Raw genomic sequence first — 17,016 nt, forward strand, 5'->3', positions numbered from 1 at the left:
TGACTAAGTTGCTAAGCCTTTTTGTAAAGAAAACCTTAGAATCTTAGAATCTCAGTAACTCAGAACCTTAAAAAAGTAATATGGGAATTTTTAAAATCGAAGGTGGAATTCCTTTAAAAGGAGAAATCACTCCACAAGGAGCAAAAAATGAAGCGTTGCAAATATTGTGCGCAGTACTTTTAACCTCAGAAAAAGTAAAGATTAATAACATTCCTGATATTATTGATATCAATAAATTAATTACGCTTTTAGGAAATCTAGGAGTGAAAATTCAAAAAAATGAACCAGGTTCAATAACATTCCAAGCTGATGAAGTGAATGTAAATTACCTTGAAACAGAAGCCTTCAAGAAAGAAGGAGGAGCACTTCGTGGTTCAATCATGATTGTAGGGCCACTTTTGGCACGTTTCGGAAAAGGATATATTCCTAAGCCGGGAGGAGATAAAATAGGTCGTCGTAGATTAGATACACACTTTGAAGGGTTTATTAATCTAGGAGCTAAATTTAGATATAACAGAGAAGATCACTTTTATGGTGTAGAAGCTCCAGAAGGATTAATAGGTGCAGATATGTTGCTAGATGAAGCATCAGTAACAGGAACTGCTAATATCGTAATGGCTGCAGTTTTGGCAAAAGGGAAAACAACAGTTTATAATGCAGCTTGCGAGCCTTACTTACAACAATTATGTAAAATGTTAAACTCTATGGGAGCTAACATTAAAGGAGTAGGTTCAAACCTATTAACTATCGAAGGTGTTGAAAGTTTAGGAGGTTGTGAGCACAGAATTCTTCCAGATATGATCGAAATAGGATCTTGGATTGGGTTAGCAGCTATGACTAAAAGTGAAATTACAATCAAAGATGTAAGTTGGGAAAACTTAGGGTTGATTCCAAATACATTTAGAAAATTAGGAATTACAATAGAAAAACGTGGAGATGATATTTATATTCCTGCTCACGTAAATGGATATGAAGTAAAAACAGATATCGATGGGTCAATCTTAACTATTGCCGATGCACCATGGCCAGGATTTACACCAGATTTATTAAGTATCGTTTTGGTTGTGGCGACGCAAGCAAAAGGAGATGTGTTAATTCACCAAAAAATGTTCGAAAGCCGTTTGTTTTTCGTTGATAAACTAATCGACATGGGAGCAAAGATTATGCTGTGTGATCCGCATAGAGCCGTTGTTATGGGGCATAATTTTGAGTCACAATTAAAAGCAACAACAATGTCGTCTCCAGATATACGTGCTGGAATTTCATTGTTAATTGCAGCATTATCTGCAAAAGGAACAAGTACAATTCAGAATATAGAACAAATCGACCGTGGATACGAACGTATCGACGAGCGATTAAGAGCAATTGGAGCAAAAATCGTGAGAGCGTAGATAAAATTCTCAAATGACGAATGAAGAAAAAGCAATAAAAGCTACATACTTTAGTATCATAGGAAACACCTGCTTAGCCATTATAAAAGGCTTAGCAGGTTTTTTTGGCAATTCTTATGCCTTAATCGCAGATGCAATAGAATCAACTACAGATATATTTTCGTCTTTTTTGGTTTTATTTGGAATCAAATATTCAAGCAAGCCAGCAGATGAAAATCATCCATACGGACACGGACGTGCTGAGCCTTTAATTACCTTTTTGGTAGTTGGGTTTTTAATAACATCAGCAACAATTATTGGATACGAAAGTATTGCCAACATCCAGAATCCACATGATTTACCAAAATCTTGGACACTATATATTCTGGGGGCGATCATTATATGGAAAGAATATTCTTTTCGATTGGTAATGAAGCGAAGTAAACAAACGAATAGCTCATCATTGGCAGCAGATGCATGGCACCATCGTAGTGATGCTATTACATCTGTAGCAGCATTTGTAGGGATTTCGATAGCTTTGTTTATGGGGAAAGGTTATGAGGCAGCAGATGATTGGGCTGCACTTTTTGCCGCTTTTTTTATTTTATACAATAGTTATAAAATTTTTAGACCAGCACTTGGCGAAATAATGGATGAAAGCCTTAATGATGATTTAGTTGAAGAAATTCGAATAGAATCTTTAACCGTTGTTGGTATCCTAGGAACCGAGAAATGTTTTATCCGTAAAGCTGGAATGAAATATCATGTAGATCTACACGCCATAGTATCGGCTAAAATTTCGGTAAAAGAAGGACATGAATTATCACATAAATTACAAGACACACTAAAAGAAAAAATACCTCAATTAGGGAATGTTTTGATCCATATTGAACCAGATGATTATCATTGATTTTTGAGGTTCATAGGTTCATAGGTTCAAAGGAGCAAAGGTTCAAAGGAGCAAAGGTTCTGAGGAGTAAAGGTTCTGAGGTACTAAGGTTTCTTTTTTAAAGTTTTTTACTTTGAAAAAAATAATAAGGAAGACAAAAAACAAAAAACGTTTATTCTTTTATAGAGTAAACGTTTTTTGTATTTTGACAACGATTCATCTTTAGAATTCCACTTACTAGTGTGATTTCTCCTTTTTAGAAGTGACAAGATTGTGTGAGATTTGCATGAAATCTTCACTTAAATTTTCCCTAAACTACTCTAATATATTAAGAAACTTCAAGCCAAAAACAATTCCGTTTTGCTCTATTCCATTTTGATAAGAGTGAACATAATCTACACGAAACATTCTAAATTTTCCAAAACCAAGATTATCTAATCCAATCGTAAATTCAGAATATGGTTTTGTATTTGGAACTTCAAGAGAATGGAATCCGATGTTTAAAGTTGATTTTAACTTATTTAATAACGGGATTTTATTCATGATATAACCATTGTCATTGTGTTCCATATGAATTTCAAAATAGCTGTCGTTTGTACTATTGCTATAATATGGTAACAGATTAAAAACATTTAAATAGCGATTGGCTTGAGCAATGTGAGTTTGGTTGCCATTAAAATGTTTGTAATCTATAAAAGCGATGTTTTCAGCATTAAAAAACTTGCCTGCTTTAATGTTGATTCCTAAGAGCCCTTTATTTCCTAATGCTAAATCATATCGTACAGCAGTATTTAGATGGTCAAATTCATATTTTTTCTCACTTGCAGCCAAAGCTTTTTCATAGCTTAAATATAAAGTTGGATATTTTTCATTCCTAACATTGTACTTTCCGTCAGGTCTTGAAATATATTTATTGCCAAAATTAATTCTTGTAGTCAAATTGGCTTTTACTAAATGGTGTTTTTCAAAAGGAGAATTAACAAAATCATTTGGCGCAAGCGGATTGTTAGAAGAGTATAAATCGCCTTTATTAAAGAAAGAGTAATCAGTTGTATTAAAAAGAGGTTTACGTTGTTCATAGGCAATTTTTCCGTTTAAGGTAATGCCATTGGCAATGTTTTGATAATAGGCTAGTTGAGCAAATTCGAGATTGTAAACTTTCATATAATTGTCCTTAAAAAATAAAGAACTAACCGAATTGATAAAACTGCTAATAGGTTCAGTGCTATTGAACTGTTTTACCTTAGTTCCTCCAGAAGCAATGATAGTAGCGTAATTTTGATGATTAAAAGTATGTTTGAATTCTCCGGTAATACGTAATCTTTCATCAGAAATACCATAGTTGATTGCGGTACTTACAGAAGTTTCATTGCCTTTTTCTTCGTTCCATTTCTTATACGAAAAGCCAGTGCCAACATTAAAACCTTGTACAGTATTAAAACTAAGCGCGCTCAAATCTAATAGGCCATTGTATTTAAATGAATATTTCTCGAAAGTGTTTTTGTGTAAATGTCCAAGTAATATATCAGAAAAATTAAACTTATTGTTTTTAGCATCAATAGAATCGGTGTATTTTCTTGAAGTTCGAATAGTTTGTAAGCTATCTTTTTTGATATAATCAGTACTTTCTTCGATTGTTAAAGGAATAGGACGAATAGTGTTCCAATAAGAGTCGTCTTTTTTATTGGCATTAGCTTCAAAACTTACAATTTCGTTAGAGAATGTTTTCTTTTCAAAAGATTCAGGAAACTCATAATTAGTGTAAACATAATTAAACTTTCCTGTAAATTGTATGCCAAAAGCTCCAGCAGTAAAGGATAAACTTTGAGCGTTTTTTGCCCATAATTTATTTTTAGAGCTATAACTAAAACTTTGTTTTAGATTCATTATCTGAGTAATCTCATTTTTAATTCGATACCCTTTAATATCAAGATCAACAGCATAAATAGCAAAACTATCATCAATAATATAAATATAGCCTTCAAAAACAGGTTCTTTATCGCGTTTTGGGATAACCTTTATTTTATTGATTTCTTTATTATTTTCATCAAAGAATGTTCCTTCGAGTTTGTATTTGTAATAATTAAAAGCATTATCTGCAATAGGAGAAATCATATTTGCACCAAATTTTAAGGTGTTGTTATAAAAATCATAGGTAGATAAACTAGCAGTATTGTAGCTAAAACCTTTATTATTTCCGGAAATTTTTGAGGCAACAATTTTCTCTTTTAAATTATTAGGTTTTTCAAATGTGATTTTAGAAATAGTTTCAGATAGGTACAAAACTCCAGTTCCAGTAGAGTCAAGATTAGAAGCCATTTCTTCTCCAATGTCAACTTTCAGTCCCATGATTTTTTTAGGTAAATCCTTTATTTTAAATAAACCTTTAGAATAGAAATCAGCAGTGTAACGTCCCGTTTTTTCAGAATTTTCTTTTTTGTTGGCAATGGCACTTTTTATAATGTCATTTGCAGGATTATCTTTGGGGTTAATTATTACTTCGTTAAGAGTGAAATTTTCTTCCTGCAACTTAACATCTAAAGTATAAGATGTTGAAGTGATATTTGTAATAGTTAGTTTTTGAGTTTTAAACCCTAAAAATTGAAATATGATTTTATTCTTGCCTATTTCCTTTACATTGAGTTGGTATTTTCCTTGCTCGTTAGAAGTGGTGCTGTTATAAGTGTTTTCTTCGAAGACAGAAACAAAAGGCAGAGGATTTCCATTCTCATCAGAAATAGTTCCTTTTATCTGCGCGAAATTTGAAATAGAAAATAGTAAAAAGGTAAACAGAGTAAAGTTTTTCATAAATAGGTTCATTTCTTGTTTCAAAAATAGAAGAACTTAATAATGAACCTATTAAAACTATGTTAAAAATAAATAGTACTTTAATTATAAAAAAGAATGTATCGCAAGCTCATAACTTTTTAAGCCAAAACCAAGAATAACACCTTTGGCATTTCCAGAGATATACGATTGATGGCGGAAGCTTTCGCGTGCATAAGTATTAGATATATGAACTTCTATAACAGGAGTAGTAACAGCTTTTATAGCATCACCAATACCGATAGATGTATGAGTGTACGCACCAGCATTTAAAATAATACCATCATAAGTAAAACCAAATTCTTGTATTTTACCTATTAATTCTCCTTCGATATTACTTTGATAATAGCTTAGTTCTATATTTGGGAAAGAGTTTTGTAGCGTTTTAAAATAATCTTCAAAAGTTTGTGAACCGTAAACCTCAGGTTCTCTTTTTCCTAAAAGATTTAAGTTAGGACCGTTTATAATGATAATTTTCATTTGTAATAATTTAAAGTAGTGTGGGTTTGTTTATTGAATTCATTTCACTCAAAACATTTAACCAGTGGTGTAAAAATAAAAAAACCGTTCTAATAAATAGAACGGTTTTCATAAAAGTATGTGATATTATTTTTTAGAACATAAATCCAGCAGAAAGTTGGAAAACAGAGTTCTTAGCTTTAGCTTCTTTGGATATTTCAGTTAATCCTAAACCATAACGACCTTGAACAAAAATATTTTTTGTGATTTTAAAACCTAATCCAGCTGCAAGTGCAAAATCAAATGTTTTAGCGTCTTTTACATCAAAATCATTCTTTTGACTTAAAAGGAAGGAAGCTTGTGGACCTACTTCAAGGCTAAAAGCATCACTTAAATAAATTTTTGCCATTACTGGAATAGATAAGTATCCTAATTCATCTTTAAATTCACCTAAGGCATTTTTATATGTTGCTCCTTGTGTAGAGTACAAAAGCTCAGGTTGAATTGAGAATCTATCCAATAATTTAATTTCGGCTACTAAACCGGCATGATAGCTAGTAATTGCATCTGTTTGGATGTCTGTTCCGCTTAGATTTGCAAAATTTACCCCTGCTTTAGCTCCAATTTGTAATAATTGAGCTTGCATTGTTGCTGATGTTGCTATGAACAGTGCAGCTACTAAAATTAATTTTTTCATAAATTTTTTTTTAACGATTTGATTGATTTTTATGTAGATAAAACGTTTGTAAACTGCAAATATTGCTTAAATAATCTGTAAAATTTTATTTTTTAGTATTAAATTATTATTAGCAAATTTGTTTGTTCATCGACAAAATTACATGCTATTGATAGTTCTTGTTTATACATATAGAAGTTAGTTTTACAGAATTTACATGTAATTATTATTTAGTAGTATTATGTATTTAATTATTTTATATATTTGTAGTATTAATTTTATAAAACAAAAATATGAAAAAGATTATTTTAACTGCGTTGGCAGTTTTAGGATTTACATTTGCAAATGCGCAAGAGCAAATTGAAAAAGGAAAATGGCTTATTGAAGCTAACACTGGCTTTGGAGGACTAGGAACAGGAAATACTTCATTTAGACTAACGACTGAAGATGGAAATACTGCTTGGAACGTTGGAGCCGAAGGTGGATATTTTGTAATGGATAAACTTGCTGTGAAAGCAGGATTAGGTTATGGTGATACTGGTGCTGATTTTGCAAACAGTATTTTCTCTTATAAAGTTGGAGCAAAATATTATTTATTAAACAAATTCCCATTAGAGGTTTCTTATAATGGTGCAAGTATTAAAGATGCTGATGAGAATCCTTCATACGTTGGATTTCAAGGTGGATATGCTTGGTTTGTAGGTAAAAATATTTCTGTTGAGCCAGGTGTTCGATATAATGTTACTCTAAATGATGATTACGGTAGTGGTAAAGGTGCTTTCCAATTTAATATTGGCTTCGCTTTACATTTCTAGACGTTTACAATTAGTTTTAAAAAGCCTTTCATATTAATTATGAAAGGCTTTTTTTTGTTTTATAGGTTTTTTAATGTTAATTTATGTTACTGTTAAAAAAAATAAGGCATCACTAAATTTAGTGATAAAGGAAATGATAATGTTCTTTGTTTCAGTAAGATGTGAATATATTGTCTGTTTCTTTTGAACCTTGTTAATTTTGTGTTTTTTTGTTATTTTATTGGAATTTAAATTGAACTTATTTACGTTTGCCGCATAAATTTTAACATAAACAAAAAATGAAAAAAATTACTTTATCAATTGTTGCGGTTTTAGCATTTGGATTTGCAAATGCACAAGAAGTTAAATTTGGAGTAAAAGGAGGAATTAACCTTTCTACTTTAACTGGTGATATGGAAGATGCGTCTTCAAAAGTTGGTTTTCAAGTTGGTGGTTTTGCAGAAATTAAACTATCTGATAAATTCTCAGTTCAACCTGAGCTTTTGTACTCTACACAAGGAGCCAAAGAAAAATCTAATGTGTTTGATGCTGATGCAATGGAGCTTGTTTCTGCTGACTTTACTACCAAATTAGCTTATATCAATGTACCAGTTATGGCAAAATATTATGTTGCTGAAAAATTTAGTTTAGAAGCAGGACCACAAATTGGTTTTCTTGTAAGTGCTAAAGGAAAAATGTCTGGTGGAGGTGATTCTCAGGAAGAAGATATTAAAGATTTTTATAAATCAATTGATTTTGGAGTAAACTTTGGTGCTGGTTATGATTTTACTGAAAACCTTTCTGCAGGAGTTAGATATAACTTAGGTTTGTCTAATATTCTTGAAAATGAGGCTGGTGATAATTTCAAAAATAAAAACAGTGTATTCTCTTTATCAGTTGGATATAAATTCTAATAACTAACGATAGAATGCTTTTAAGGTGTTCTTAGTTTATTTTTTTTACAATTTTAAAGCCCTTAAATAGTCTGCTATTTAAGGGCTTTTTTTATATGAACTAATAGGGGTATTTAGTCATTGAATAATTTTATTTATAAGTTTTTTAAGGTTAATTTTTAGCGATACAAAAATAAATTTTCCCTCACTAAATTTAGTGAGAAAAGCAGTAATAATGTGGTGTGAATCAGTATTGTGTATGTGAAAAACCGATTGGGTTCGTTTTTTTGTTTTTATTTTTTTAACGAGTATTTTTGGAATTTAGATTGGACTTATTTACGTTTGTCGCATAAATTTTAACATAAACAAAAAAATGAAAAAAATTACTTTATCTATTATTGCGGTTTTAGCATTTGGATTTGCAAATGCACAAGATGGTCATTTCAAAGTAGGAGCACATGTTGGTTTGCCTATGGGAGATATCAAAGATGCTTATTCAGTAAATTTAGGAGTTGACGTTGCTTATTTATGGGAAGTTGCTGATAAATTCAGCGCTGGAGCTACTACAGGTTATTCTACTTATTTGGCTAAATCATACACTTTTTCAGATGGTATTAATACTGTTAAGATTAAAGGTGATGCTGCTGGTTACATTCCAGTTGCTGCTACAGCACAATATTCTATTTCAGATAACTTATTTGTAGGTGCAGATTTAGGATATGCAATTTATGCAGGTAGTGGAGATGGAGATGGTGGAGTCATCTATCAGCCAAAATTCGGATACCAAGCAGAGAAATACGAAGTTTATGCTGGGTATAAAGGAATTTCTGTAGATGGTGGAACATTTTCTTCAATCAACGTAGGATTCAATTATAAATTCTAATTATAGAATTTTAAAATATAATAAAAAACCCTCTACAACAGTAGAGGGTTTTTCATGAAATTTAATAAAATAATAGCTATTTGTAGAAAATGTATGTTTTCTGATGTTAGCTAAATAATAAAACAATGAAAAAAATTACGTTATCAATTATTGCGGTTTTAGCATTTGGATTCGCAAATGCACAAGAGGTTAAATTTGGAGTTAAAGCAGGAATGAATCTTTCTACTTGGACAGGTGATACTGAAGGGGTAGATTTAAAATCTAAAGTTGGATTTAATGGAGGTGGATTTGTAGCAATACAATTTTCTGAAAAGTTGACTTTACAGCCAGAGGTTTTATTTTCGACTCAAGGAGTAAAAGTCGATAATGTAGAAGGGGATGTAAATGGAGCGAATTATATGGGAAATGTTAGATTTAATTTATCGTATATAAATGTTCCTGTAATGGTTAAATATTATGTTGTCAAAGATTTCAATATTGAAGTAGGTCCACAAATAGGATTTTTGACATCGGCAGAAACTGTTACAAAAATTAATGGTTTTAATGGAAAGCATAAAGAAAATGTTAAGGAAATTTTCGAATCTGTTGATTTTGGACTAAATTTTGGGGCTGGTTATGATTTTACTGAGAATATTTCTGCTGGAGTTAGATATAATTTAGGTTTGTCTAATATTGCTAAAACTGAAGAAGGAGATAATACTAAACTTAAAAATAGTGTTTTCTCTTTATTAGTTGGATTTAAATTCTAATTCAATAATTTTAAAATATAATTTAAACCTTCTGCTACAGTAGAGGGTTTTTTTATGTCCGAAAATTGCTTTCCTTTGTTTTATGAACTGGACTAGGTATATAAAAGATTATCAATCCTATCTTAAGATTGAACGTGGTTTATCTAAAAACACAATCGAAAATTATGTTTTTGATATAGAGCGATTATGTCTTTTTTTAACTCAAAACCAAATAGAAATTTCTCCATTAAAAATTAATGAAGAAACGATTCAGCAGTTTATTTATTCAGTGTCTAAAGAAGTAAATGCACGTTCTCAGGCTCGCATTATTTCAGGTTTGAAAAGTTTTTTTAATTACTTGATTTTTGAAGACTATCGTAATACTAATCCGTTAGAACTTATAGATTCTCCAAAAACCGGTAGGAAGTTACCAGATACACTATCCGTTGAAGATATTGATGCGCTTATTGCGGCTATCGATTTAAGTTCTAATGAAGGAGAACGTAATCGTGCAATGCTAGAAACTTTGTATAGTTGTGGACTTCGAGTTTCGGAATTAGTGGCTTTGAAAATATCAGATTTATTTTTTGAAGAAGGATTTATAAAAATTACTGGTAAAGGAAATAAAGAGCGTTTTGTTCCTATTGGAGAATCTACTCAAAAATATATTTTAATTTATGTCAATTCAGTTCGGCTTCATTTAAACATCAAAAAAGGACATGAAGATACTTTATTTCTTAATAGAAGAGGGAGTCAGTTGACAAGAGCAATGATCTTTACAATCATCAAAGATTTGGCTTTTAAAATAGGTTTAAATAAAAATATAAGTCCACATACTTTAAGGCACTCGTTTGCAACACATTTACTTGAAAATGGTGCAGATTTACGATCTATACAGTTGATGTTAGGACACGAATCCATAACTACTACCGAAATATATGTTCATTTGGATAGAACATATTTAACTCAAGTAATTCATACTTTTCATCCTAGAAGATAAGTTTTTTTGTTAAAATATTTAATAAGGTTTTGTTTTTGTCTTAAAAAAAAATAATATCTTGGAGGTATATTGTTTGTAACAAAGAGAATTTACTCTAATACTTATAATAAGAAATAAAAAACGAAATTTTTATGTTTTTTTAAGGCTTAAATAATAGTATCAACTTTGTTCTGTTTTATAAATAAAATAGTCAGCTTACACAAACACAATTATGGTTTTTGATTTATATGAAGATGAAAATTGTCAGAAGTTGAATAACTTTTACAAAAAATTATTTGCAGAAATTCCCGATTTAATCTTTCAATTTATTGTCGATGTCGATAATACTTATTCTTTTCCTTTGGTTAGTAAAGCCATGGAAGAGATTTTTGAGTTACCAACTACAGAATTTACAAATCGAAGTAAATTTGCAATGTATGAAAGGGTACATCCTGAAGATCGACATATGTTTATCAGTTCACTTTCTGAAGCTAGAAAAGCGCTTACAGCATGGGAAATAGAATTTCGGGTAGTATTACCAAAAAAAGGAATTCGTTGGTTAAAAGCATGTGCAAAATCAGAAGGTTCTCAAGATGGCCAAGTTAGTTTTTATGGTCGAATCTCAGATATAACAGATGTAAAAGATCAGGAGCTAAAACTTAAACTATCCGAAGAACGTTTTCAATTTGCTTTAGATGCTTCTACTGTAGGTGTTTGGGATTGGGATATGGTTACCAATAGGGTTTTTTATTCGTCTTTGTCTTTAAAGATTTTAGAGTTGCAATCTACTGATATTTTTGATGATCCTGAACGTTGGGATAAAATTGTGCATCCAGATGATTTACCTAAGTATTACTCTGATATTCAAGAGCATTTTGATAATAAAGTGCCCTTTTATGAAAACTACCATCGCGTATTAACTTCTAGTGGTAAGTACAAATGGATTTTAGATCGCGGTAAGGTTATCGAAAGAAATTCGGATGGAAAACCATTACGAGTCTTAGGTACGCATACTGATGTTTCTTATCAGAAAGAGAAAGAATTAGAGCTTATAAAAACGATGAAATTATTTAGTGATCAGAATAGTCGATTGCTTAATTTTTCGCATATCGTTTCACATAATTTAAATACGCAAGCAGGAAATATTAAAAGTATTCTTGATTTTATAGATGAGGATCATAGTAAAGAAACAATTGATGAAATGTTGGTTCATTTGCGTACTGTTTCTAATGACTTAAATGATACGATTTCTAATTTAACACAGATTGTTCAGATTCAGAGTAATCTGGATATTGTCATAAAGCCACTTAAGTTAAGTTATAGTATTGATAAAACAGTTTCTATAATCAAGGCTTTTAGTGGCAAAACTAAAACTACAATACTTAATAGTGTTCCTGATTATGTAACAATTAGTTTTAATCCAGCTTATCTTGAAAGTGTTTTGTTGAATTTTACAACTAATGCGATTAAATACGCACATCCAGATAGAGACCCTGTAATTGAATTTATTTTTGCAATTGAACCTGATGGTCGAAAGGCTTTGAAAATTAAAGATAATGGCATCGGAATCGATTTAGGGCTATATGGTGATTTGATATTTGGAATGTATAAAACGTTTCATAAACATAAAGAAGCTCGTGGAATTGGATTGTATATTACTAAAAATCAGATTGAATCTATGAAAGGTGAGGTTTATGTAGAAAGTGTTGTAGGTGAGGGGACTATTTTTAAGATTGTTTTTAATGATGATTTATAGCTGAAAAGGCTCTAAGGTTTAGAGTTACAAAGGTTCAGAGTTACAAAGGTTCAGAGTTGCAAAGGTTCAGAGTTGCAAAGGTTCGGAGTTACAAAGGTTCAGAGTTGCAAAGGTTTAGAGTTGCAACGGTTCAGAGTTGCAAAGGTTCAGAGTTGCAAAGGTTCAGAGTTATAAAGGTTCAGAGTTATAAAGGTTCAGAGTTACAAAGGTTCAGAGTTGCAAAGGTTCTGAGTGGTTAGATTTAAAAGAGAAAAGTTTAGAAGCTCATATATTGATAATACCCATAAACTTGTCTTTCTGAGCGGAGTCGAAGAATCTCCATGATTTTGGGAATATGGTTGAGTTGGTGGCTTTGCGAACTTGAGTAAAATTTAGCTTTCTTAGCGGTTAAGTTTAAGATAACCTAGTGTGAATGGATCTTAATTTTTCTTAATCTGTTAAAGATGAAAAAAGTATTAAAAATAAAAAACTCCTCAATTGAGGAGTTTTTTTATGATATAAAATAGAGAAGCTGTTTATTTTGCAATATTTACGGCTCTAGTTTCTCGTATTACAGTTACTTTAACTTGACCTGGATAAGTCATTTCAGTTTGTATTTTTTGTGAGATATCAAATGATAAACTTGCAGCATTATCATCAGATACTTTTTCGCTTTCTACAATAACACGAAGTTCTCTACCAGCTTGAATTGCATAGGCATTTTTAACTCCATTAAATCCGTAAGCTACTTCTTCAAGATCTTTTAAACGTTGAATATAAGAATCTAATACTTGTCTTCTTGCGCCAGGTCTTGCGCCAGAAATAGCATCACAAACTTGTACGATTGGTGATAATAGAGATTTCATTTCGATTTCGTCGTGATGCGCACCAATTGCGTTGCAAACTTCTTCTTTTTCACCATATTTCTCAGCCCATTGCATTCCTAATAATGCGTGAGGTAAATCACTTTCGGTATCTGGAACTTTACCAATATCATGTAATAAACCTGCTCTTTTAGCTAGTTTTACGTTCAATCCTAATTCGGCAGCCATAATACCACACAATTTAGATACTTCTCTAGAGTGTTGTAATAAGTTTTGACCGTAAGAAGAACGGTATTTCATACGTCCGACAACTTTTATTAATTCAGGGTGTAAACCGTGTATTCCTAAGTCTATAACTGTACGTTTTCCTACTTCGATGATTTCATCATCAATTTGTTTGGCAGTTTTAGCGACAACTTCTTCAATACGTGCTGGGTGAATACGCCCATCAGTAACTAATTTATGTAATGCCAAACGTGCAATTTCTCTACGTACAGGATCGAAACAAGAAAGGATAATTGCTTCAGGAGTATCATCTACGATAATTTCAACACCAGTAGCAGCTTCTAGAGCACGGATATTTCTACCTTCACGTCCAATAATTCTTCCTTTTACATCATCCGATTCAATGTTGAATACAGATACACAGTTTTCTACTGCTTCTTCAGTTCCAACTCTTTGAATTGTATTAATGATGATTTTTTTAGCTTCTTGTTGTGCTGTAAGTTTTGCCTCTTCGATAGTATCTTGAATATAAGACATCGAACTGCTTTTTGCTTCAGCTTTTAAGCCTTCCATTAATTGGTTTTTAGCTTCTTCAGCAGAAAGTCCTGAAATTACTTCTAATTGCTGTAATTGACTTTTGTGTAATTTGTCAACTTCAGCTTGTTTTTTATCTAAAACTTCAATTTTAGTGTTGTACTCTTGCGTTTTAGCTTCGTAATCATCATTGGTCTTTTTAGCTTTTGATAGTTCATTAGAAATTTGAGATTCTTTGTCTCTAACTCTTTTTTCTACTTCAGCTACTTTTTTATCTCTTGCAAGAATTACTTGTTCGTGTTCTGATTTTAATTCAATAAACTTTTCTTTTGCTTGAAGAATTTTATCTTTCTTAATGTTTTCGGCTTCCAGATTAGCATCTTTTAAAATGGATGCTGCTTCTTTTTTTGAATTTTTGATTAAATTGGAAATATTGCTTTTTTCGATGATTTTGGCTATCCCAAAACCTGCTGCAATACCTATAATTCCTGAAATAATGATCGTTATTATGCTGTCCATGTTTGTTAAAATTTATATATAAAAAAGCCTACATTAGGTTGCTTGTATAAACTCGAAAAGACAAGTTTTGAGCTAACTCACTGTTCAAGTTTCCTCGCCGGAGCGTGGCATGCTTTAGTAGTGATGATTTGCTCATTCTAATTTGTTAGTGTTGAGTTTACCAAATATGAACTAATGTAGGCAGTATCTTAGTTTCTGTAAAGAACGTTTAATTTTCGAGATATTGATCTAAAAGGGTATTTAATCTTTTAATTCGTTCGATAGTTTCATCACTATCAATAGCTTTGTCAATTTGTTTTTGCTCTACTTGAGAGGCAAATTGTAAAGCACACATGGCTAAAACGTCCTGTTTATCACGAACAGCATAGTTTTCTTCAAATTGCTTTATCATCACATCAATTTTTTTAGAAGCGCTCCTAAGGCCTTCTTCCTGTGAGAGATCTACCGTTAACGGGTAAACTCTGTCTGCGATTGATATTTTAATTTTAAGCTTTTCGTCCATGGTGTTACTAGTCTGATAGTTGTGCTATACAGTGATCAATTTCACGAATTAATGAATTTATTTTAAGCTTTGTATCTCTTTTATTATCGTTACTGCCAAGTAAAGAATTGGCGATTTTGAGTGTTTCGTACTGCTTTTTTAGGGCCTCAATCTCTCCGGACTGTCTTTGTATAGTCTGATTAGCCTCTATTAATTCTGACTTTAGTTCTTGATTATTCTTTGCTAAAGATTTTAGCTTCGCAAAAAGTTTTTCAACTTTATATTCAAGAGTATCAATTATTTCGGCAATTACACTCATTACAAATCCTATTCATTACTTAATCATACAAAGTTAGTATTCCTTTTTATTAATGCAATATTTTATCGATTTTTTTGCATTAAAAATAGCAAATTAATGGAATTCAAGGTATTGTATTTGGTAGTTTTCCTAATTATTTTGCTAACTTTTTTTTATCTTAGCAAAAATGTAAATCATGAAATATTCTGTACTTTTTCTGCTGTTTTGTAATTTTATTTCTGCTCAGACAGATTATCCAAAAGACTATTTTAGACCTCCACTTGATATTCCGATGCAGCTTTCGGGAAATTTTGGAGAACTAAGACCAAATCATTTTCATGCAGGTTTTGATTTGAAAACGAATCAAAGAGAAGGTTTAAATGTCTATGCTGTTGCTGATGGTTATATATCGAGGATTAAAATTTCGACTTTCGGAAATGGTAAAACGTTGTACATAACCCATCCCAATGGATATACGTCAGTATATGGACATCTGCAAAGTATGGTAGGGTCAATTCAGGAATATATCAAGAAGACACATTATAAAGAGAAATCATTTGAAATTGAAATGTTTTTGAAGCCTGGTGAAATGGATGTTACTAAAGGTCAATTAATAGGTTTGTCTGGAAATACTGGATCTTCAGAGGGTCCGCATTTGCATTTTGAATTTCGTGATTCAAAAACAGAGTTTGTTATAAATCCAATGTTTTTTGGTTTTGATAAATATATAAAAGATACCAAAAAACCTGTTGTTTCTAATTTATATGTTTATCCGCTTGACGATAAAACTATTGTTAATCAGTCAAAAATACCTTTAATGCTTAATTTGTCATTGCAAAAAGATGGAACTTATATATCTAGCAGCGTTACTACAAATGGAAAAATTGGTTTTGGAGTTACTGCTGTAGATTACGATGATGTTTCTTTTAATAAAAATGGAGTTTATAAAGTAGAATCTTTTTACAACGGAATGTCAAATTATGAATACCAGTTTAATACTTATTCATTTGATGAAATGAGGTATATAAACGCTTTGATTGATTATTCTAGATATAAAAAAACAGGTCAAAGAGTGCAAAAGTTGTTTATGAAAACTCCTTTTGCTTTGAGTGTCATTAAAACAGATTCGCTTAATGGCGTGCTTCCTGTTGTTCCAAATCTAGCTTCGGCATATCGTATAGAAGTTTCGGATTTTTATGGAAACACTAATACAATTAATATTCCGGTTCAATACAATTCATTGCCTGCTGTTGTGGAATCCAAGCCTGTAGAGTCTAAGTATTTGGTGAAATATAATAAAGATGCTAATTTTTCTAAAGATAATATGTCTGTGTTTTTTCCAGCAGGAACATTTTATGATGATTTTAATTTGAATTTTGATGTAAAAAATGACCGTATTTATATCCATGATGATACAGTTCCAGTACATTCTAATTTTACAATTACTATTGAGGATGATAAATATCCTGAAAATCTTAGGGACAAAGTGTATATAGCTAGAATTACAGGCAAGAGTAATAGTTATAATGCTACATCGCGTAAAGGGACAGAGTATAAAGCAAAGTCAAGAATTTTAGGTCAATTCGGATTGGCTGTTGATACAATTCGACCAACAATTAATATTGCAAAACCAATAGAAGGTAAATGGATAAGTGATGTAAAGAAAATTCAGTTTACAATTAGTGATAGTATGTCGGGGATTAAATCCTACAATGGTTATTTGAATGGAAATTGGATATTGTTTGAGTATGATAATAAAACTAAAAAAATAACTCATGACTTTAGTGATGGAATTGTAGCTGAAGGAGCAAATGATTTAAAAATAGAAGTTGTTGATAATGTGGGGAATTCTGCTATCTTTGAGACACGTTTTTTTAGAAGTCAAATAAAATAAAAATATAAC

15 protein-coding genes are annotated in these 17,016 nt (G+C 31.2%); 9 read left to right on the plus strand and 6 right to left on the minus strand.

Translation table 11 applies throughout. The features are described 5' to 3' along the window. Window positions 1–80 precede the first annotated feature (80 nt). Both murA and OIU80_RS17930 read left to right on the plus strand, forming a co-directional pair. Complete coding sequence (gene murA, locus OIU80_RS17925) at window positions 81–1,391, plus strand: UDP-N-acetylglucosamine 1-carboxyvinyltransferase (RefSeq protein ID WP_264288352.1); 1,311 nt, start codon at window positions 81–83, stop codon at window positions 1,389–1,391. A 13-nt stretch (window positions 1,392–1,404) separates the two neighbouring features. Further along, entirely contained in the window at window positions 1,405–2,280 is an 876-nt protein-coding gene (locus tag OIU80_RS17930) for a cation diffusion facilitator family transporter (protein WP_264288353.1), read from the plus strand. Window positions 2,281–2,574: 294 nt separating this feature from the next. Here the strand turns inward: OIU80_RS17930 and OIU80_RS17935 are convergent, their stop codons facing one another. The 3 genes from OIU80_RS17935 to OIU80_RS17945 all read right to left on the minus strand — a co-directional run bounded on the left by OIU80_RS17935 (window position 2,575) and on the right by OIU80_RS17945 (window position 6,241). Continuing rightward, on the minus strand, window positions 2,575–5,067 hold the full coding sequence (locus tag OIU80_RS17935) for a DUF5686 and carboxypeptidase regulatory-like domain-containing protein (protein ID WP_264288354.1): 2,493 nt from the start codon (window positions 5,065–5,067) through the stop codon (window positions 2,575–2,577). A gap of 84 nt (window positions 5,068–5,151) precedes the next feature. Next, window positions 5,152–5,565 (minus strand): type II 3-dehydroquinate dehydratase, encoded by a 414-nt coding sequence (gene aroQ / locus OIU80_RS17940; protein ID WP_264288355.1) that lies wholly within the window; start codon window positions 5,563–5,565, stop codon window positions 5,152–5,154. 133 nt (window positions 5,566–5,698) lie between these two features. After that, window positions 5,699–6,241, minus strand: a complete 543-nt coding sequence (locus OIU80_RS17945; RefSeq protein WP_264288356.1) for a porin family protein — start codon at window positions 6,239–6,241, stop codon at window positions 5,699–5,701. A 272-nt stretch (window positions 6,242–6,513) separates the two neighbouring features. Here OIU80_RS17945 and OIU80_RS17950 point away from each other — a divergent pair, with 272 nt between their 5' ends. The 6 genes from OIU80_RS17950 (at window position 6,514) to OIU80_RS17975 (ending at window position 12,253) form a co-directional block, all read left to right on the plus strand. After that, complete coding sequence (locus OIU80_RS17950) at window positions 6,514–7,035, plus strand: porin family protein (protein ID WP_264288357.1); 522 nt, start codon at window positions 6,514–6,516, stop codon at window positions 7,033–7,035. Between the two features lie 278 nt (window positions 7,036–7,313). Continuing rightward, window positions 7,314–7,928: a porin family protein gene (locus OIU80_RS17955; protein ID WP_264288358.1), complete on the plus strand. Its 615-nt coding sequence runs from the start codon at window positions 7,314–7,316 to the stop codon at window positions 7,926–7,928. A gap of 352 nt (window positions 7,929–8,280) precedes the next feature. Then, window positions 8,281–8,790 carry a hypothetical protein gene (locus tag OIU80_RS17960; RefSeq protein WP_264288359.1) on the plus strand — a complete coding sequence of 170 codons (510 nt, stop codon included), beginning with the start codon at window positions 8,281–8,283 and terminating at the stop codon, window positions 8,788–8,790. Between the two features lie 125 nt (window positions 8,791–8,915). Continuing rightward, window positions 8,916–9,539: a porin family protein gene (locus OIU80_RS17965; RefSeq protein ID WP_264288360.1), complete on the plus strand. Its 624-nt coding sequence runs from the start codon at window positions 8,916–8,918 to the stop codon at window positions 9,537–9,539. 82 nt (window positions 9,540–9,621) lie between these two features. Next, complete coding sequence (xerD, locus tag OIU80_RS17970) at window positions 9,622–10,518, plus strand: site-specific tyrosine recombinase XerD (RefSeq protein WP_264288361.1); 897 nt, start codon at window positions 9,622–9,624, stop codon at window positions 10,516–10,518. Window positions 10,519–10,729: 211 nt separating this feature from the next. Then, a complete protein-coding gene (locus OIU80_RS17975; RefSeq protein ID WP_264288362.1) occupies window positions 10,730–12,253 on the plus strand; it encodes a PAS domain-containing sensor histidine kinase in 1,524 nt (507 codons plus the stop codon). Window positions 12,254–12,768: 515 nt separating this feature from the next. On the opposite strand, the gene rny is transcribed toward OIU80_RS17975, so the two are convergent. The 3 genes from rny to OIU80_RS17990 form a co-directional block, all read right to left on the minus strand. Then, on the minus strand, window positions 12,769–14,334 hold the full coding sequence (gene rny, locus OIU80_RS17980; protein WP_264288363.1) for a ribonuclease Y: 1,566 nt from the start codon (window positions 14,332–14,334) through the stop codon (window positions 12,769–12,771). Window positions 14,335–14,542: 208 nt separating this feature from the next. Then, window positions 14,543–14,836, minus strand: a complete 294-nt coding sequence (locus OIU80_RS17985; protein ID WP_264288364.1) for a cell division protein ZapA — start codon at window positions 14,834–14,836, stop codon at window positions 14,543–14,545. Window positions 14,837–14,843: 7 nt separating this feature from the next. Beyond that, window positions 14,844–15,134 (minus strand): hypothetical protein, encoded by a 291-nt coding sequence (locus tag OIU80_RS17990; protein ID WP_264288365.1) that lies wholly within the window; start codon window positions 15,132–15,134, stop codon window positions 14,844–14,846. Between the two features lie 175 nt (window positions 15,135–15,309). On the opposite strand from OIU80_RS17990, the gene OIU80_RS17995 reads away from it, so the two are divergent. Next, complete coding sequence (locus OIU80_RS17995; RefSeq protein ID WP_264288366.1) at window positions 15,310–17,007, plus strand: M23 family metallopeptidase; 1,698 nt, start codon at window positions 15,310–15,312, stop codon at window positions 17,005–17,007. Window positions 17,008–17,016: the final 9 nt, after the last annotated feature.

The sequence above is a fragment of the Flavobacterium frigoritolerans genome, from assembly GCF_025847275.1.
In the GTDB taxonomy this organism is placed as follows: Bacteria; Bacteroidota; Bacteroidia; order Flavobacteriales; family Flavobacteriaceae; genus Flavobacterium; species Flavobacterium frigoritolerans.

Bases quoted from the DNA above. Each gene is read 5' to 3' on its own strand.
- murA (WP_264288352.1), top strand. From the start codon at position 81: ATGGGAATTTTTAAAATCGAAGGTGGAATTCCTTTAAAAGGAGAAATC.
- OIU80_RS17930 (WP_264288353.1), top strand. From the start codon at position 1,405: ATGACGAATGAAGAAAAAGCAATAAAAGCTACATACTTTAGTATCATA.
- OIU80_RS17935 (WP_264288354.1), bottom strand. From the start codon at position 5,067: ATGAAAAACTTTACTCTGTTTACCTTTTTACTATTTTCTATTTCAAAT.
- aroQ (WP_264288355.1), bottom strand. From the start codon at position 5,565: ATGAAAATTATCATTATAAACGGTCCTAACTTAAATCTTTTAGGAAAA.
- OIU80_RS17945 (WP_264288356.1), bottom strand. From the start codon at position 6,241: ATGAAAAAATTAATTTTAGTAGCTGCACTGTTCATAGCAACATCAGCA.
- OIU80_RS17950 (WP_264288357.1), top strand. From the start codon at position 6,514: ATGAAAAAGATTATTTTAACTGCGTTGGCAGTTTTAGGATTTACATTT.
- OIU80_RS17955 (WP_264288358.1), top strand. From the start codon at position 7,314: ATGAAAAAAATTACTTTATCAATTGTTGCGGTTTTAGCATTTGGATTT.
- OIU80_RS17960 (WP_264288359.1), top strand. From the start codon at position 8,281: ATGAAAAAAATTACTTTATCTATTATTGCGGTTTTAGCATTTGGATTT.
- OIU80_RS17965 (WP_264288360.1), top strand. From the start codon at position 8,916: ATGAAAAAAATTACGTTATCAATTATTGCGGTTTTAGCATTTGGATTC.
- xerD (WP_264288361.1), top strand. From the start codon at position 9,622: ATGAACTGGACTAGGTATATAAAAGATTATCAATCCTATCTTAAGATT.
- OIU80_RS17975 (WP_264288362.1), top strand. From the start codon at position 10,730: ATGGTTTTTGATTTATATGAAGATGAAAATTGTCAGAAGTTGAATAAC.
- rny (WP_264288363.1), bottom strand. From the start codon at position 14,334: ATGGACAGCATAATAACGATCATTATTTCAGGAATTATAGGTATTGCA.
- OIU80_RS17985 (WP_264288364.1), bottom strand. From the start codon at position 14,836: ATGGACGAAAAGCTTAAAATTAAAATATCAATCGCAGACAGAGTTTAC.
- OIU80_RS17990 (WP_264288365.1), bottom strand. From the start codon at position 15,134: ATGAGTGTAATTGCCGAAATAATTGATACTCTTGAATATAAAGTTGAA.
- OIU80_RS17995 (WP_264288366.1), top strand. From the start codon at position 15,310: ATGAAATATTCTGTACTTTTTCTGCTGTTTTGTAATTTTATTTCTGCT.